This is a genomic window from Bacillus sp. NEAU-CP5, assembly GCF_026420705.1.
In the GTDB taxonomy this organism is placed as follows: domain Bacteria; phylum Bacillota; class Bacilli; order Bacillales; family Bacillaceae; genus Bacillus; species Bacillus velezensis.
The window spans coordinates 533,961-550,595 of record NZ_JAPMOV010000002.1 but is presented as its reverse complement, the minus strand read 5'-3'; the positions used below and the strand labels follow the sequence as shown (position 1 = coordinate 550,595).

Annotated in this window: 14 protein-coding genes and 2 pseudogenes; 14 read left to right on the top strand and 2 right to left on the bottom strand. The window is 45.9% G+C overall.

Annotated elements, in window-relative coordinates; translation table 11 throughout:
* Positions 1–29: 29 nt before the first annotated feature.
* Together OTK50_RS07870 and OTK50_RS07865 are read left to right on the top strand one after the other, a co-directional pair.
* Positions 30–599: a ComE operon protein 2 gene (locus OTK50_RS07870; RefSeq protein WP_003152868.1), complete on the top strand. Its 570-nt coding sequence runs from the start codon at positions 30–32 to the stop codon at positions 597–599.
* Positions 600–2,951, top strand: coding sequence for a DNA internalization-related competence protein ComEC/Rec2 (locus OTK50_RS07865; RefSeq protein WP_045208284.1), 2,352 nt, complete (start codon positions 600–602; stop codon positions 2,949–2,951).
* 18 nt (positions 2,952–2,969) lie between these two features.
* On the opposite strand, the gene OTK50_RS07860 is transcribed toward OTK50_RS07865, so the two are convergent.
* Positions 2,970–3,104, bottom strand: coding sequence for a YqzM family protein (locus OTK50_RS07860; RefSeq protein WP_003152870.1), 135 nt, complete (start codon positions 3,102–3,104; stop codon positions 2,970–2,972).
* A gap of 40 nt (positions 3,105–3,144) precedes the next feature.
* On the opposite strand from OTK50_RS07860, the pseudogene OTK50_RS07855 reads away from it, so the two are divergent.
* Both OTK50_RS07855 and holA read left to right on the top strand, forming a co-directional pair.
* Positions 3,145–3,296: pseudogene (locus tag OTK50_RS07855) on the top strand (hypothetical protein).
* A gap of 39 nt (positions 3,297–3,335) precedes the next feature.
* Positions 3,336–4,377 (top strand): annotated as a pseudogene (gene holA, locus OTK50_RS07850) (DNA polymerase III subunit delta).
* A 16-nt stretch (positions 4,378–4,393) separates the two neighbouring features.
* Here holA and rpsT read toward each other — a convergent pair.
* Positions 4,394–4,660: a 30S ribosomal protein S20 gene (gene rpsT / locus OTK50_RS07845; RefSeq protein WP_003152876.1), complete on the bottom strand. Its 267-nt coding sequence runs from the start codon at positions 4,658–4,660 to the stop codon at positions 4,394–4,396.
* Positions 4,661–4,862: 202 nt separating this feature from the next.
* Here rpsT and gpr point away from each other — a divergent pair, with 202 nt between their 5' ends.
* The 10 genes from gpr to prmA all read left to right on the top strand — a co-directional run bounded on the left by gpr (position 4,863) and on the right by prmA (position 16,635).
* Positions 4,863–5,969 (top strand): GPR endopeptidase, encoded by a 1,107-nt coding sequence (gene gpr / locus OTK50_RS07840; RefSeq protein ID WP_014418417.1) that lies wholly within the window; start codon positions 4,863–4,865, stop codon positions 5,967–5,969.
* Positions 5,970–6,036: 67 nt separating this feature from the next.
* Entirely contained in the window at positions 6,037–7,230 is a 1,194-nt protein-coding gene (spoIIP, locus tag OTK50_RS07835) for a stage II sporulation protein P (RefSeq protein ID WP_082998763.1), read from the top strand.
* A gap of 16 nt (positions 7,231–7,246) precedes the next feature.
* Entirely contained in the window at positions 7,247–7,585 is a 339-nt protein-coding gene (locus OTK50_RS07830) for a YqxA family protein (RefSeq protein ID WP_007408270.1), read from the top strand.
* Positions 7,586–7,717: 132 nt separating this feature from the next.
* Positions 7,718–9,553: a translation elongation factor 4 gene (gene lepA, locus OTK50_RS07825; RefSeq protein WP_224223680.1), complete on the top strand. Its 1,836-nt coding sequence runs from the start codon at positions 7,718–7,720 to the stop codon at positions 9,551–9,553.
* A 59-nt stretch (positions 9,554–9,612) separates the two neighbouring features.
* The gene (hemW, locus tag OTK50_RS07820; RefSeq protein ID WP_038459254.1) at positions 9,613–10,752 is read left to right on the top strand and encodes a radical SAM family heme chaperone HemW; all 1,140 of its coding nucleotides are present in this window, start codon (positions 9,613–9,615) and stop codon (positions 10,750–10,752) included.
* Positions 10,753–10,832: 80 nt separating this feature from the next.
* Positions 10,833–11,864, top strand: coding sequence for a heat-inducible transcriptional repressor HrcA (gene hrcA / locus OTK50_RS07815; RefSeq protein ID WP_003152889.1), 1,032 nt, complete (start codon positions 10,833–10,835; stop codon positions 11,862–11,864).
* A gap of 59 nt (positions 11,865–11,923) precedes the next feature.
* Positions 11,924–12,499 carry a nucleotide exchange factor GrpE gene (gene grpE, locus OTK50_RS07810; RefSeq protein ID WP_007612669.1) on the top strand — a complete coding sequence of 192 codons (576 nt, stop codon included), beginning with the start codon at positions 11,924–11,926 and terminating at the stop codon, positions 12,497–12,499.
* 24 nt (positions 12,500–12,523) lie between these two features.
* The gene (gene dnaK, locus OTK50_RS07805) at positions 12,524–14,362 is read left to right on the top strand and encodes a molecular chaperone DnaK (RefSeq protein WP_007408273.1); all 1,839 of its coding nucleotides are present in this window, start codon (positions 12,524–12,526) and stop codon (positions 14,360–14,362) included.
* A 186-nt stretch (positions 14,363–14,548) separates the two neighbouring features.
* Complete coding sequence (gene dnaJ / locus OTK50_RS07800) at positions 14,549–15,676, top strand: molecular chaperone DnaJ (RefSeq protein ID WP_003152895.1); 1,128 nt, start codon at positions 14,549–14,551, stop codon at positions 15,674–15,676.
* Positions 15,677–15,699: 23 nt separating this feature from the next.
* Positions 15,700–16,635 (top strand): 50S ribosomal protein L11 methyltransferase, encoded by a 936-nt coding sequence (gene prmA, locus OTK50_RS07795; RefSeq protein WP_014418413.1) that lies wholly within the window; start codon positions 15,700–15,702, stop codon positions 16,633–16,635.

Sequence of the window (16,635 nt, the reverse complement as noted above, 5' to 3'; positions counted from 1 at the left end):
AGCAACAAGACTTTTTGGAGGGAACACTTGTGGAACGAATCTCATGGAATCAATATTTTATGGCGCAAAGCCATTTGCTGGCGCTGAGAAGCACATGTCCGAGACTGTCAGTCGGGGCAACCGTAGTCAGAGATAAGCGGATGATTGCCGGCGGATACAACGGCTCAATCGCCGGCGGCGTCCATTGCGCTGATGAAGGATGTCTTTTAATAGATAATCATTGCCAGCGGACCATACATGCAGAGATGAATGCGATTCTGCAATGTTCTAAGTTCGGTGTTCCGACGGAGGGCGCCGAAATTTATGTGACGCATTATCCTTGTATTCAATGCTGCAAATCAATTATCCAGGCAGGCATCAAAACGGTTTATTATGCCGAAGATTACAAAACACAGCCTTATGCAAAAGAGCTGTTCAGCCAAGCCGGAGTCAAGGTGGAGCAGGTCGAACTTGATGAAATGATCATCGATCTGAAAAACCGCGAAAAATTGTCTTTTGTAGCAGGTCTGATTCAGCAATTATCTGATGCGGGGGTTAAGGCAGATGAACTGAAAAAAATTCATGAACAGGCCAATGAGCTGTTTACCAGTTACGTATAAATGAAATATAAATACCTTCTTCTGCCTCTGGCGGCGGTTTCTGCAACTGCGGGAATTGCCGCCGCTCATGTCTTCTGGGTTCTGCTCCTTTTTCTTCTGTATCTTCTCTTTATTATTGTAAAAACAAAGCAGCATGCTCCGGTTATCGTCTGCCTCGTTTCTTTTTGTCTTTATTTCTTTCTTTATACGGTTTGTGACGCTGCGAATGTAACGCGTTATCAGGCCGGCAGTTATACTGAACAGGCCGTCATCACTAATATTCCGAAAGTTGACGGAGCGAAAATATCAGCTGTTATCCGTACACATGACAAGGAAAAATGGGCGGCTTCGTACAAAATCCGGTCACTTGAGGAAAAGAGACTCATTGAACAGCTCGAACCGGGGATGCGCTGCACGTTTACAGGCTCTCTGGAACAGCCTGCACATGCGACGGTTCCCGGAGGTTTTGATTATAAGGAATATCTTTACACTCAGCAAATTCACTGGTTATTTTCCGTGACTTCCATTCAGCAGTGTGAAAAATCCAAACAGCCGCTGTTTAAACTGCTGAACATCAGAAAAAATTTGATTTCGATCATTCGGAATCATGTGCCTGAATCTTCCGCCGGAATTGTTGAAGCGCTGACCTTAGGTGAAAGATTTTCTATAGGGGACGATATACTGAGTGCATATCAAAATTTGGGAGTCGTTCATTTAATGGCGATTTCCGGAATGCATGTCGGTCTTATTACGGCGGGATTATTTTATGCTCTGATCAGAATCGGGCTGACAAGAGAAAAAGCGGGAATTTTGCTGCTGCTGTTTTTGCCGGTGTATACGCTGCTGAGCGGTGCCGCCCCATCCGTATTGCGCGCATCCCTCATGCTGGGATTTTATATCGCCGGAACTCTTGTTAAACGCGGCATTCATTCCTCTGCTGCATTGTCCCTGTCTTATCTGCTGCTCCTGCTGTTTAATCCTTACTTCCTTTGGCAGGCGGGCTTCCAGCTTTCCTTTGCGGTAAGCGCTTCTTTAATTCTGTCATCCTCCATTTTAAAGAAAGCGGGGAAAAGCAGACTTGCCGGGCTTGCGATGGCTTCATTTATTGCAGAACTCAGCTCACTTCCGTTTCTTCTCTATCATTTTCAGCAGATTTCACTTGTCAGTTTTCCGATGAATATGGTGATGGTGCCATTTTATACGTTATTTGTCATTCCGGTTTCTGTCATCGGTTTCCTTCTTCTTTTACTTTCGAGGCAGATGGGAGAATGTTTGTTTGATATGTTCAACCTTGTGATGAAGCCTGTGCATGATTTCATTACATATGCGGCATCCGTTGATTTATTTACTATGATTGTGTCAAAGCCTGACTTTGTTTCCCTTCTTCTGCTTGCGGTTTCCGTTTTTACGCTTTTTGCGGCTTTGGAAAAGGGAGGTTTTTTAAAACTCAGGAAATCGGCTCTTTTTTTCTGCGCGGTTTTGGCTTATTTAATATGCCGTCCGTATTTCAGTCCATGGGGAGAAGCGGATATGCTTGATATCGGGCAGGGAGACTCACTGTTTATAAGCGCGCCGCACCGCAAAGGGACTGTAATGGTTGATACAGGGGGAGTGATTGCTTATCCCGGAGAATCATGGAAAGAAAAACGCCACCCGTATTCTATCGGCGAGAAGGTTTTGATTCCGTTTTTAAACGGAAAAGGGGTGAAAAAGCTGGATGCGCTGATTTTAACCCATGCGGATCAAGATCACATCGGAGAAGCCGGAGTGTTAATCAAAAATCATAGAGTCAAACGGTTAATTGTCCCCGTGGGATTCGTAAAAGAACCGAAAGATCAGAACATATTAAATATGGCGAAAGAAAACAACATTCCCGTTGCCGAAGCAAAGCGGGGCGACACCATTACAGCCGGTGATCTTCAGTTTCAGGTGCTGTCTCCGGAGTCGTCTGACGGAAGGAGTAAAAATGATTCGTCACTGGTGCTTTGGACGGTTTTAGGCGGAGTGAGCTGGCTTTTGACGGGAGATTTAGAATCGGACGGCGAAACGGAAGTGCTGAAAACGTATCCGAAACTGAAGGCTGATATATTGAAGGCGGGTCATCACGGCAGCAAAAGCTCTACGAGTGAAGCCTTTTTGAAACAGCTTCAGCCGGAAGCAGCGCTGATTTCAGCAGGAAAAGAGAATCGATACCATCATCCGCATGAAGAAGTGCTGGATCGTTTGAAGGCGTACTCTGTCAATGTGCTTCGCACCGATGTCAGCGGAACGATTCAATACAGATTTAAAAAAGGCGCCGGAACGTTTTCCGTCTTCCCTCCATATGATATAGAAGAAACCAGGGCGCAAGAAGTAAAAAAGACTGCCGATTGACAGCAGCCCGGAATGCGGCTAAGAGCCGATAAGATGGATGGCTGTTGCCATCACGAACAAAAAGGCGAAAAATCCGAAGGACACGACAAAACCGACAGCTGAGTCAACAGCATCATTTCGTTTGCTTTGAACGTTTTTTTCAAAATCATTCAATTTCATCCCTCCTGACTTCCCTAAGTATACTGGAATTGTTTTGAAAAATCTAGAAGTGATGGTAACGTTTTCTGTTCTTGTGATTATCGCCTTTTTACAAGCAGACCCGGGAGCTTGTGAATCAGGCGTTTATTATAAATGAGGAAGCTGTCCTTAAAGCTTCCTCTTTACTATTTGCCGAACTCAATTTAGGATAGAAGGGGATCAAGAAAGAGAGGAAGTCATACGATCATGGTATTTGATGTTTGGAAAGCCCTGAAAAAAGGGGATGTCCGCTCCGTTTATTGCTTATACGGAAAAGAAACGTATCTGCTCCAAGAGACTGTCAGCCGGATCAGACAAGCTGTCGTTGATGAGGAGACAAAGGATTTTAACCTGTCTGTTTTTGATCTTGAAGAAGATCCGCTTGACCAGGCCGTAACCGATGCGGAAACGTTTCCGTTTATGGGGGAGAAGCGGCTGGTCATCGTAAAAAATCCGTCTTTTTTAACAGGGGAAAAAAAGAAAGAAAAAATAGAGCATAATACAGCCGCTCTGGAGACTTATCTGAAGGAGCCTGCACCTTACACTGTCTTTGTGATTGTGGCTCCGTATGAGAAACTGGACGAACGGAAAAAGCTGACGAAAGCGCTGAAGCAAAAAGCCCTTATGATTGAAGCTAAGGAGCTGAATGCAAAGGAGACGACTGATTTTACGATTAATCTGGCGAAATCCGAAAATAAAACGATCGATACAGAAGCTGCCGAGCATTTGGTTCTGCTTGCAAACGGCCATCTGTCTTCCATATATCAGGAAATACAAAAACTCTCCGCCTACACCGGTGACAGACATGAGATCACGCTTGAAGATGTCCGGGAGCTCGTCGCAAGAAGTTTGGAGCAGAATATTTTTGAGCTGATCAACAAAATCGTGAACCGAAAACGGACGGAAAGTCTTCAAATATTTTATGATCTTTTAAAACAAAACGAAGAACCGATCAAAATTATGGCGCTGATCGCTAACCAATTCCGTCTGATTATGCAGACGAAGTATTTTGCAGGACAAGGATACGGCCAAAAGCAAATCGCTTCCAACTTAAAGGTGCACCCCTTCCGGGTAAAGCTGGCGATGGATCAGGCGAGGCTTTTTTCTGAAGAAGAGCTGCGGCGTATTATAGAAAGACTCGCAGTGATGGATTATGAAATGAAAACGGGGAAAAAGGACAAGCAGCTCTTGCTGGAGCTCTTTCTCCTTGAGCTTCTCCGGACTGAATGAAAAAAACGATCCCCGTTAAAGGGATCGTTTTTGTATTATGCAGAAAGTCCGTTCACTTGTTTCGCAAGTCTAGATTTGTATCGAGCTGCGGCATTTTTGTGTACAAGACCTGTTTTCACTGCTTTATCAATGCGTTTCGCTGCTTCAGAAAGAGCAGTTTTCGCTTTATCCGCTTCGTTATTAGCAACAGAAGCTTCAACTTGTTTGATTGCAGTACGCATAGCAGATTTGATTGTCGCGTTATGAGCGCGGCGTTCGTTGTTTGTTTTTGTACGTTTAATCGCTGATTTAATGTTTGGCATGTGTTTCACCTCCTAAGATACAACCTGTAGCACAGTGTCTTAAGGTTAAATCTTCTTCACAATAGAACAAATTGTATTCTATCAAACAGAACTTTAGATTGCAATATAAATGTAAAGTATTTTTCGTTGATGGGTAAATTCGCATGATTCGTTTTGTAAATGGCCACACTATGTACCACGATGATTGAAGGAGGTCTTCCCTGTGAAAAACAACGAACTGGATGTCAATCAATTTCTGATACGGACGGATTTAGCGGTAGAAACGAAACAGGCGGTAAAAGACGGACAAGCCGGTCAGAAAAAAGAAATAAACGGGTTTATTGAAAAAGAACGCGACAAGGGCGGCATTAAAGTCAGAACCGTCGATATTACCAAAGAAGGCGCCGAGCTATCGGGGAAAAAGCAGGGGCGCTATGTCACGATCGAGGCTCAAGGGGTTCGGGAACACGACTCTGAGATGCAGGAAAAAGTAACGGAAGTGTTTGCCGAGGAATTTTCCGCCTATCTGTCGGCATTAAAGATTCCAAAGGATGCAAGCTGTTTGATCGTCGGTCTGGGCAACTGGAATGTGACGCCGGATGCGCTCGGCCCTCTCGTGACCGAAAACCTTCTTGTGACAAGGCATTTGTTCAGGCTTCAGCCAGAAAACGTACAGGAAGGGTACAGGCCGGTCAGCGCGCTTGCTCCCGGTGTGATGGGATTAACGGGAATTGAAACGAGCGATATTATTCAAGGGGTGATCAAAGAATCAAAGCCGGATTTTGTGATTGCGGTAGACGCTCTTGCGGCAAGAGCCGTTGAAAGGGTGAACACGACCATCCAATTTTCTGATACGGGCATTCACCCGGGATCAGGCGTCGGCAATAAGAGAAAAGAATTAAGCAAGGAAACGCTCGGCATTCCCGTCATCGCAATCGGGGTACCGACTGTTGTTGATGCGGTTACGATCGCAAGCGATACGGTGGATTATATATTAAAACATTTCGGCAGAGAGATGAAAGATGACAGCCCGTCAAGATCTCTGGTGCCCGCCGGAATGAACTTCGGCAAAAAGAAGGTGCTGACAGACGAAGACCTTCCCGGAGAAAAAGAACGCCAATCCTTTCTCGGTATTGTCGGCACGCTGGACGAAAACGAAAAACGCCAGCTGATTCACGAAGTGCTTTCTCCGCTCGGCCATAATCTGATGGTCACGCCGAAGGAGATTGACACCTTTATTGATGATATGGCGAACGTACTTGCAAACGGGTTAAACACCGCCCTTCATGAAAAAGTGTCACAAGATAACAAAGGTTCTTATAATCATTAAAATGGTTCTACCTCTTCTAGCTTGTTCATAGAGTAATTACTAGACAAGCGCTGGAGGGATTCAAATCATGAGAAAAAAACGCAGAAACCGTCAAATTGTCGTTGCAGTAAACGGTGGAAATGCGCTCAAGGGCATGTTTTTGTTTATGACAAGCCTTATCGTTATTTTCGTATTATCGGGTGTGCTCACATCGCTTCGCCCTGAACTGAGGCTTTCTTCGGATTCTCTTCACGGAATTGCCGGAGAACTTCCGGGTGACGCATTTGCACACCTCCTCGGCATGGAAAATCATTATTTCGCCTCAGAGCTTCCTGAAAAAGACTCTTTTCAGCTGTCCCGGCTTTCCTTGAAACTGGCGACAAGCATTAATATGGAAGACCCGCGGAGTTTCTTGGGACGTGAGCTGCCGGGATTTGCCCAATACGATACGGAGATCCTTCTGGCGGGGCAGGGGACGGATTATACGAATATGCCGGCTGAATCTCCGCCGCCGTCAAAGGTGATGGAAAAAGAAAAAGAAGTGAACCTGGCAGAAATCGAAAACAAAACGAAAAAAGAAGAAACGGCGCCGCCGAAACATTCAACAGGCAGCAAAAAAGTCGTTTTTATTTACCACACTCATAATACCGAATCCTATCTCCCTCTGTTAAAAGGAGAAACAAATCCGGATAACGCCCGCCATTCGAAGGCCAATGTCACGCTTGTCGGAGAAATGTTCGGAAAAGCGCTGGAAGCGCAAGGCGTAGGAGCGGACGTAGATAAAACCGACATTCAGGGCCGCCTGAACAAAGACGGTTTAAATTATGCGCGAAGCTATGATGAATCAAGGCCGGTCGTAAAAAGCGCGCTCGCCAAAAATAAAAACCTGCAATATACCATAGACATTCACCGGGATTCCCGCCGCAAAAAAAATACGACAGCCGACATCAAAGGAAAAAGCTATGCCAGAGTCGCCATCGTCGTCGGCAAAAAAAGCGCTAATTTTGAAGAAAACTATAAACTCGCAAGTGAACTTCATAAGCTCATGGAGAAAAAATACCCCGGCTTAAGCGTCGGTGTTTTATCAAAAGGCTCTCCGGGAGATAATGGAGTATACAACCAAGATTTAAACGACCGGTCGCTTCTGTTGGAATTCGGGGGCGTGGATAACAATCTTGAAGAACTGAGGCGCGCATCAGATGCCGTGGCCGATGTGTTCAGCGAACTGTACTGGGATGCAGAAAAGGTCAGCTCGCAATCAGGAGAGAAGAAAAAACAATAGAAATCAGGTGATTCGAATGATCCGTTTTACCGGCAAATGCCTGCTGATCGCCATTGTCATGTTTTTCGGCGTTTTGTTCGGCATGCAGCAGGCAAACAGCGGAATGCTTGATATGAAAGGATACAAAGATCCCTCCTTAAAAGGAGCGTTCACGCTCGGCGGAGGAGAAGGACAGGAAAAAGAAGCTTCCATTTTGGGGCAAACCGTTACGGCGAAAGATCTGGAAGAAAAACAAAAACAGCTGGAACAGGCGGAAACCTTCAACTTGTTTTCAAAAGCCGGGGAAACCCTTTCAAATACCGTGACGGACTCGGCGCAGGCGATGTATGAGTGGGTTTCGAAACTGAACCGTTAGCATTGATGAAGAGAAAAGCGGATGATTCCTTAAAGGAAGCTTTTCTCTTTCTTGTTTTAATTGAATGTTTACAATCCTATTGATATAATCTAAGCTAGTGTATTTTGCGTTTAATAGTAGGAGTGATAGATTGTGACAGATAAAGAAAAGCGTTTAGAGAGGCAGTCAAGAATCCGGAATTTCTCCATCATCGCCCACATAGACCACGGCAAATCGACCTTGGCGGATCGGATTTTAGAAAAAACATCGGCGATCACCCAGCGGGAAATGAAAGAACAATTGCTTGATTCAATGGACCTTGAACGCGAACGGGGAATTACCATCAAATTAAATTCCGTTCAGCTGAAATATAAAGCAAAAGACGGAGAAGAATATATATTCCATCTCATCGACACGCCCGGACACGTCGACTTTACATATGAAGTATCGCGAAGCCTGGCTGCCTGTGAAGGCGCGATTCTCGTTGTTGATGCGGCTCAGGGAATAGAAGCGCAGACATTGGCGAACGTCTATCTGGCGCTTGATAATGATCTTGAGATTCTTCCTGTCATTAATAAAATCGATCTCCCGAGCGCAGAGCCAGAACGTGTGCGTCAAGAGGTTGAGGACGTTATCGGCCTTGACGCTTCAGACGCCGTCCTCGCTTCAGCGAAAGCGGGCATCGGCATCGAAGACATTTTAGAACAGATCGTAGAAAAAGTGCCGGCTCCCGCGGGAGACCCGGAAGCTCCGCTGAAAGCGCTCATCTTTGACTCGCTTTATGACGCGTACCGCGGAGTCGTCGCGTATATCAGAGTCGTAGAAGGAACGGTCAAACCGGGCCAGAAAATTAAAATGATGGCAACCGGAAAAGAGTTTGAAGTGACAGAAGTCGGTGTGTTCACGCCGAAAGCAACTCTGACAGATGAACTGACTGTCGGCGATGTAGGCTTTTTAACTGCTGCGATCAAAAATGTCGGTGACACACGCGTCGGTGATACGATAACAAGCGCGGCCAATCAGGCTGCCGAAGCATTGCCTGGATATCGCAAGCTGAACCCGATGGTGTATTGCGGTTTGTATCCGATCGATACGGCCAAATACAATGATTTAAGGGAAGCTCTTGAAAAACTTGAGTTGAATGACTCATCGCTTCAATATGAAGCAGAGACATCCCAAGCGCTCGGATTCGGTTTCCGCTGCGGCTTTTTAGGAATGCTTCACATGGAGATCATTCAAGAGCGGATTGAACGGGAATTTAAAATTGATCTTATTACGACCGCGCCGAGCGTTATTTATGACGTATATATGACGGACGGCGAAAAGGTCATCGTGGATAACCCGTCAAACATGCCTGATCCCCAAAAAATAGAGCGGGTGGAAGAACCTTATGTCAAAGCGACAATGATGGTGCCGAACGATTATGTCGGTGCGGTGATGGAGCTTTGCCAAGGAAAACGCGGCAATTTTATCGACATGCAATATTTAGACGCAAATCGTGTCAGCATTGTCTATGACATGCCATTAGCGGAAATCGTATATGAATTTTTTGATCAGCTGAAATCAAGCACAAAAGGCTACGCGTCCTTTGATTACGAACTGATCGGCTACAAACCGTCTAAACTTGTCAAGATGGACATTATGCTGAACGGAGAAAAAATCGACGCCCTTTCATTTATCGTGCATCGCGATTACGCGTACGAACGCGGAAAAGTAATTGTGGAAAAACTGAAAGAGCTTATTCCGCGCCAGCACTTTGAAGTACCGATTCAAGCAGCGATCGGCCAGAAAATCGTGGCCCGCTCTACCATTAAAGCGATGCGTAAAAACGTATTGGCTAAATGTTACGGCGGAGACATCTCGAGGAAACGGAAGCTTCTTGAAAAACAAAAAGAAGGAAAACGCCGGATGAAGCAGGTCGGCTCAGTAGAAGTGCCGCAGGAAGCGTTTATGGCCGTTCTTAAAATGGATGACAGCCCGAAAAAATAACGGAAGCCGCCGCAGTCCCGCACTGCGGCTTCTTTCTGTAAAGAAGAAGGTGTTTCAAAATGAAATCAGCTTATATTCATATCCCGTTTTGTGAGCATATCTGCCACTATTGCGATTTCAATAAATATTTTATTCAGAGCCAGCCTGTCGATGAGTACTTAAACTCACTCGAAAAGGAAATGATAAATACAATAGAACGGACGGGACGCCCTGATCTCCGTACGATTTTTATCGGGGGAGGCACGCCGACATCGCTCTCACCCGTCCAGCTGGAAAAATTGATGGATTCCATTCACCGCGTGCTGAAGCCTTCTGACGGACTCATAGAATTTGCCGCGGAAGCGAATCCGGATGATTTGTCCCCGGAAAAATTAAAAATTATGAAAAATGCCGGTGTCAACCGGCTGAGCTTCGGTGTTCAAACCTTTGAAGATGAGCTTTTACAAAAAATCGGCAGAGTGCATAAACAAAAGGACGTATTCACTTCCTTTGAACGTGCGAGGGCTCTCGGCTTTGACAACATCAGTCTCGATTTGATGTTCGGCCTGCCGGGTCAGACGCTGGCCGATCTTGACAATTCCGTCAAAACGGCTTTGTCTCTTGATGCGGAGCACTATTCCGTTTACTCGCTGATCGTAGAGCCGAAAACGGTGTTTTATAATTTAATGCAAAAAGGCCGCCTGCATCTCCCGGCGCAAGAACAAGAGGCCGAGATGTATGAAACGGTCATGAGGCAGATGAGTGAAGCGGGCATCCGTCAATACGAGATCAGTAACTTTGCAAAGCCCGGATACGAGTCGCAGCATAATCTGACGTATTGGAGCAATGAAGAGTATTTCGGTTTTGGCGCAGGCGCTCACGGATATATCAGCGGCACGCGCACCGTCAACGCCGGGCCTGTGAAACATTACATGCAGCTCATCGAAGAAAAGGGGCTGCCTTACCGTGACACGCACAAGGTGACACGTGAGGAGCAGATTGAAGAAGAAATGTTCCTCGGTCTCAGAAAAATGTCCGGCGTACAAAAGCAAGCTTTTCTCGATAAATTCGGACGCTCGGTCGACGAACTGTTTCCCGATGTTCTCAAAGATTTAACCGAAAAAGGCCTGATCTGTGACGCGGAAGAATCGGTTGCATTAACGCATGAGGGCAAATTATTAGGAAATGAGGTTTTTGGCGCTTTTTTGGGTGAGTTATAATTGACATTTTTCTTTTGGTTTGTTACTTTTGATATAGAATTAGCACTCGCTGACCTTGAGTGCTAACAGGGGTGATGATGATGTTAACAAATCGTCAGCTGTTGATCCTGCAAGTGATCATTAATGATTTTATACAATCAGCGCAGCCTGTAGGATCAAGAACTCTTTCAAAAAAAGACGAGATTACATTCAGCTCTGCAACGATCAGAAACGAGATGGCTGACTTGGAGGAATTGGGCTTTATTGAAAAAACCCATTCATCCTCAGGACGGATTCCGTCGGAAAAAGGGTACAGGTATTATGTCGATCATTTGCTGTCACCCGTCAAGCTGACAAAAACCGATCTGGATTTAATTCACTCGATATTTAAAGAAAAAATCTTCGAGCTGGAAAAAACAGTCCAAAAATCAGCGCAAATCCTGTCCGATCTGACAAACTACACATCGATTGTCCTCGGGCCGACGCTGAGCGAGAACTATCTTAAACAGATTCAAATCGTTCCGATCCAGCCGGATAAGGCGGTCGCCATCCTCGTCACGAACACGGGGCATGTCGAAAACCGCACCATCAATTTCCCGGCTAAAGTAGATTTGGCCGATATTGAAAAACTGGTCAATATATTAAACGATCGATTAGCGGGCGTGCCAATGGACGAACTGAATGAGCGCATTTTCAAAGAGGTTGTCACCTATTTAAGGCAGCATATCGCCAACTATGACAGCATACTTGAATCGCTTCGCTCCACATTCCATCCGGCGGCCCACGTTGAGAAATTGTTTTTCGGCGGAAAGATCAACATGCTGAATCAGCCGGAATTCCATGATATTGAAAGGGTCCGCTCGCTCTTATCTTTAATTGAAAAAGAGCAGGATGTTCTGAAGCTATTTCAGTCATCAAAAGCCGGGATTTCAATCAAAATCGGGAAAGAAAACGACTACGAAGAAATGGAAAACTGCAGTTTAATCACGGCCACCTATACAGTTGATACGAAACAGATCGGATCAATCGCGATTATCGGGCCGACGCGCATGAATTATTCAAGAGTCGTCAGCCTGCTGCAGCACGTGACTTCGGACTTGTCAAAAGCATTCACAAGTTTGTATGATGAATAAGGGAATTTTGGCAATCATTTTCAGTCATCTTTTTACAGCATTTGAGGGAGGTGAACACAATGTCAGAAGAAAAACAAACCGCAGAACAGGTTGAAGCAGCAGAACAAGAAGAAGTGACAGAACAGGCAGAACAAGCCGCTTCACAAGAGCAGCATGAAGAAACGGCAGGTCAGGAAAAAGCCCTTCAGCACCAAATTGATGAATTGCAGGGTTTGCTTGATGAAAAAGAAAACAAGCTTTTGCGTGTTCAAGCAGACTTTGAAAACTATAAACGACGCAGCCGCCTTGAAATGGAAGCTGCTCAGAAATACCGTTCTCAAAACGTCGTAACGGAAATCCTTCCGGCTCTCGACAACTTTGAACGGGCGTTACAGGTAGAAGCTGAAAGCGAGCAGACAAAAAGCTTGCTGCAAGGTATGGAAATGGTCCGCCGCCAGCTGATGGACGCACTTGAAAAAGAAGGCGTAGAAGCCATCGAAGCTGTCGGTCAGGAATTTGATCCGAACCTTCACCAAGCTGTCATGCAGGTGGAAGATGAAAACTTCGGCAGCAATATTGTTATCGAAGAACTGCAAAAAGGCTACAAACTGAAGGATCGCGTCATCCGTCCTTCAATGGTAAAAGTGAATCAATAACTACATAGCAGGAGGTAATTCAAAGTGAGTAAAGTAATCGGAATTGACTTGGGTACGACAAACTCATGTGTGGCAGTGCTTGAAGGCGGAGAGCCTACAGTCATCGCCAACGCTGAAGGAAACCGTACGACTCCGTCAGTCGTTGCATTTAAAAACGGCGAGCGCCAAGTAGGGGAAGTGGCGAAACGCCAATCAATCACAAATCCTAACACAATCATGTCTGTTAAACGCCATATGGGTACTGACTATAAAGTGGAAATTGAAGGAAAAGACTACACGCCTCAAGAAGTGTCAGCTATTATCCTTCAGCATCTGAAAGCATATGCTGAAAGCTACCTCGGCGAAACAGTTTCAAAAGCCGTTATCACGGTTCCTGCATACTTCAACGATGCTGAGCGCCAAGCGACAAAAGATGCCGGTAAAATCGCCGGTCTTGAAGTAGAGCGTATTATCAACGAGCCGACTGCAGCAGCGCTTGCATACGGACTTGATAAAACGGACGAAGACCAAACAATTCTTGTTTACGACCTTGGCGGCGGTACGTTTGACGTATCTGTTCTTGAACTTGGCGACGGCGTGTTTGAAGTCCGTTCAACTGCCGGTGACAACCGTCTTGGCGGGGACGACTTTGACCAAGTCATCATCGATCATCTCGTAGCAGAATTCAAAAAAGAAAACGGCATTGATCTTTCAAAAGACAAAATGGCGCTTCAGCGTTTGAAAGATGCGGCTGAGAAAGCGAAAAAAGATCTTTCCGGCGTATCATCCACACAAATTTCTTTACCATTTATCACGGCGGGAGAAGCAGGTCCTCTTCACCTTGAGCTGACACTGACCCGCGCTAAATTCGAAGAGCTTTCCGCTCACCTTGTTGAGCGCACAATGGCTCCTGTCCGTCAGGCTCTTCAAGATGCGGATCTTTCTGCAAGCGAAATCGATAAAGTTATCCTTGTCGGCGGATCAACACGTATTCCTGCCGTACAGGAAGCAATCAAAAAAGAAACGGGTAAAGAAGCGCATAAAGGCGTAAACCCTGATGAAGTTGTAGCGCTGGGTGCAGCGATTCAAGGCGGCGTCATCACGGGAGACGTAAAAGACGTTGTACTTCTTGACGTTACACCGCTTTCTCTCGGTATTGAAACAATGGGCGGCGTGTTCACAAAACTGATCGACCGCAACACGACAATTCCGACGAGCAAGTCTCAAGTATTCTCAACTGCAGCTGACAACCAAACGGCTGTTGACATTCACGTGCTTCAAGGTGAGCGCCCGATGTCTGCCGACAACAAAACGCTCGGCCGCTTCCAGCTTACTGATATCCCGCCTGCACCGCGCGGCGTACCGCAAATCGAAGTTTCTTTCGATATTGACAAAAACGGTATCGTAAACGTAAGAGCGAAAGATTTAGGCACAGGAAAAGAACAAAACATTACAATCAAATCTTCTTCAGGTCTTTCTGATGATGAGATCGAACGCATGGTAAAAGAAGCGGAAGAAAACGCTGACGCTGATGCGAAGAGAAAAGAAGAAATCGAAGTCCGCAACGAAGCTGACCAGCTTGTGTTCCAAACGGAAAAAACATTAAAAGATCTGGAAGGCAAAGTGGACGAAGAGCAAGTGAAAAAAGCAAACGACGCGAAAGACGCGCTGAAAGCCGCTATCGAGAAAAACGAAATTGAAGACATCAAAGCGAAAAAAGATGAACTTCAAACAATCGTTCAAGAGCTTTCTATGAAGCTTTACGAAGAAGCGGCGAAAGCGCAGCAGGCTGAAGGCGGAGCAAACGCTGAAGGCAAAAAAGCGGACGACAACGTTGTCGATGCGGAATACGAAGAAGTAAAAGACGACGAAACGAAAAAATAAGTTCTTTCCCGCATAGGCTATAGGCGGAAGAACACACAGCATATTCTGATTCAACAGACAGAAAGTCAAAGTCAGGCATCTCTTGGCTTTGACTTTTTTTCTTGCCCGGGATAAAAGGAATTGAAAAAACATAATTCAAAATGATACAATCTAATTTATGTGAGAAATTCGGGAGAGTGAAGCGAGATGAGTAAGCGTGATTACTATGAAGTGCTTGGGGTAAGTAAGAGCGCTTCAAAGGATGAAATCAAAAAAGCCTATCGGAAGCTTTCAAAAAAATATCATCCTGATATCAATAAAGAATCCGGAGCAGATGAAAAATTCAAAGAGGTAAAAGAAGCGTACGAAGCGCTCTCAGACGACCAAAAACGCGCTCAATATGACCAATTCGGCCATACAGACCCTAACCAGGGATTCGGCGGCGGTTTCGGAGGCGGCGGAGACTTCGGCGGCTTCGGTTTCGATGACATTTTCTCAAGCATCTTCGGAGGCGGCACGAGACGCCGTGACCCGAATGCGCCGCGGCAAGGCGCGGATCTGCAGTATACAATGACCCTGTCATTTGAAGACGCGGCTTTCGGAAAAGAAACGATCATTGAAATTCCGCGCGAAGAGAATTGCGAAACATGTAAAGGGTCTGGCGCGAAGCCGGGAACAAAGCCGGATACGTGCTCGCACTGTGGAGGTTCAGGTCAGCTGAACGTCGAACAGAACACGCCGTTTGGCAAAGTGGTTAACCGAAGAGTCTGCCACCACTGTGAAGGAACAGGAAAAATCATCAAAAACAAGTGTTCTGACTGCGGCGGCACGGGCAAAGTGAAAAAACGGAAAAAAATCAATGTCACGATTCCTGCCGGTGTGGATGACGGACAGCAGCTGCGCGTTCCGGGCCAAGGTGAACCGGGCGTAAACGGAGGGCCTGCGGGAGATCTGTTTGTCGTATTCCATGTGCGCGCCCACGAGTTCTTTGAGCGCGACGGAGACGATATTTATTGCGAAATGCCGTTAACGTTTGCCCAAGCGGCACTCGGAGACGAAGTGGAAGTGCCGACGCTTCACGGAAAAGTGAAATTGAAAATACCTGCCGGCACACAAACAGGCACGAAATTCAGATTAAGAGGCAAAGGCGTTCAGAACGTCCGGGGCTACGGACAAGGCGACCAGCACATTGTCGTCCGCGTCGTCACACCGACGAATCTGACAGACAAACAAAAAGACATCATCCGCGAGTTCGCTGAAGTCAGCGGAAACCTGCCGGATGAACAAGAAATGAGTTTCTTTGACAAAGTAAAACGCGCATTTAAAGGCGAGTAATGATTGGATAGGAGTTGGTAGTTTTGAAATGGTCCGAAATCAGCATTCACACAACACATGAAGCGGTCGAACCCATCTCAAATATTTTGCATGAAGCTGGTGCGAGCGGGGTTGTCATCGAAGATCCGCTTGATTTAATGAAAGAGCGTGAGAATGTTTACGGGGAAATCTACCAGCTCGACCCCAATGATTACCCCGATGAGGGTGTCATTGTCAAAGCGTATCTGCCGATCAACAGTTTCCTCGGCGAAACGGTGGACGGCATTAAAGAGACGATTAATAATCTGCTTTTGTACGACATTGATTTGGGCAGAAACAAAATCACCATTTCTGAAGTGAATGAAGAAGAATGGGCGACAGCTTGGAAAAAGTATTATCATCCTGTGAAAATTTCTGAAAAGTTCACGATCGTTCCCACATGGGAAACGTATACACCTGTTCATACAGATGAACTGATTATCGAAATGGATCCGGGTATGGCATTCGGTACGGGAACGCATCCGACAACAGTTCTGTGCATTCAGGCGCTTGAGCGTATCGTTCAAAAAGGCGACCGTATCATTGATGTCGGCACCGGTTCAGGAATTTTAAGCATCGCGGCCGCCATGCTTGAGGCCGAATCGGTTCATGCGTATGACCTTGATCCGGTCGCTGTTGAAAGCGCGCGTCTGAATGTGAAATTGAACAAAGTGAGTGATACGGCCGAAGTGAAGCAGAACAATTTGTTAGACGGCATCACGGGCGAACATGATGTCATTGTCGCAAATATTTTGGCGGAAGTGATTCTCCGCTTTACATCACAGGCGTACGACCTGCTCAAAGACGGAGGCCATTTTATTACTTCAGGCATTATCGGCCAGAAAAAACAGGAAGTAAAAGAAGCGTTGGAAAAAGCCGGCTTTACCATCATAGAAATTCTGTCTATGGAAGATTGGGTCAGCATCATCGCAAAAAAATAA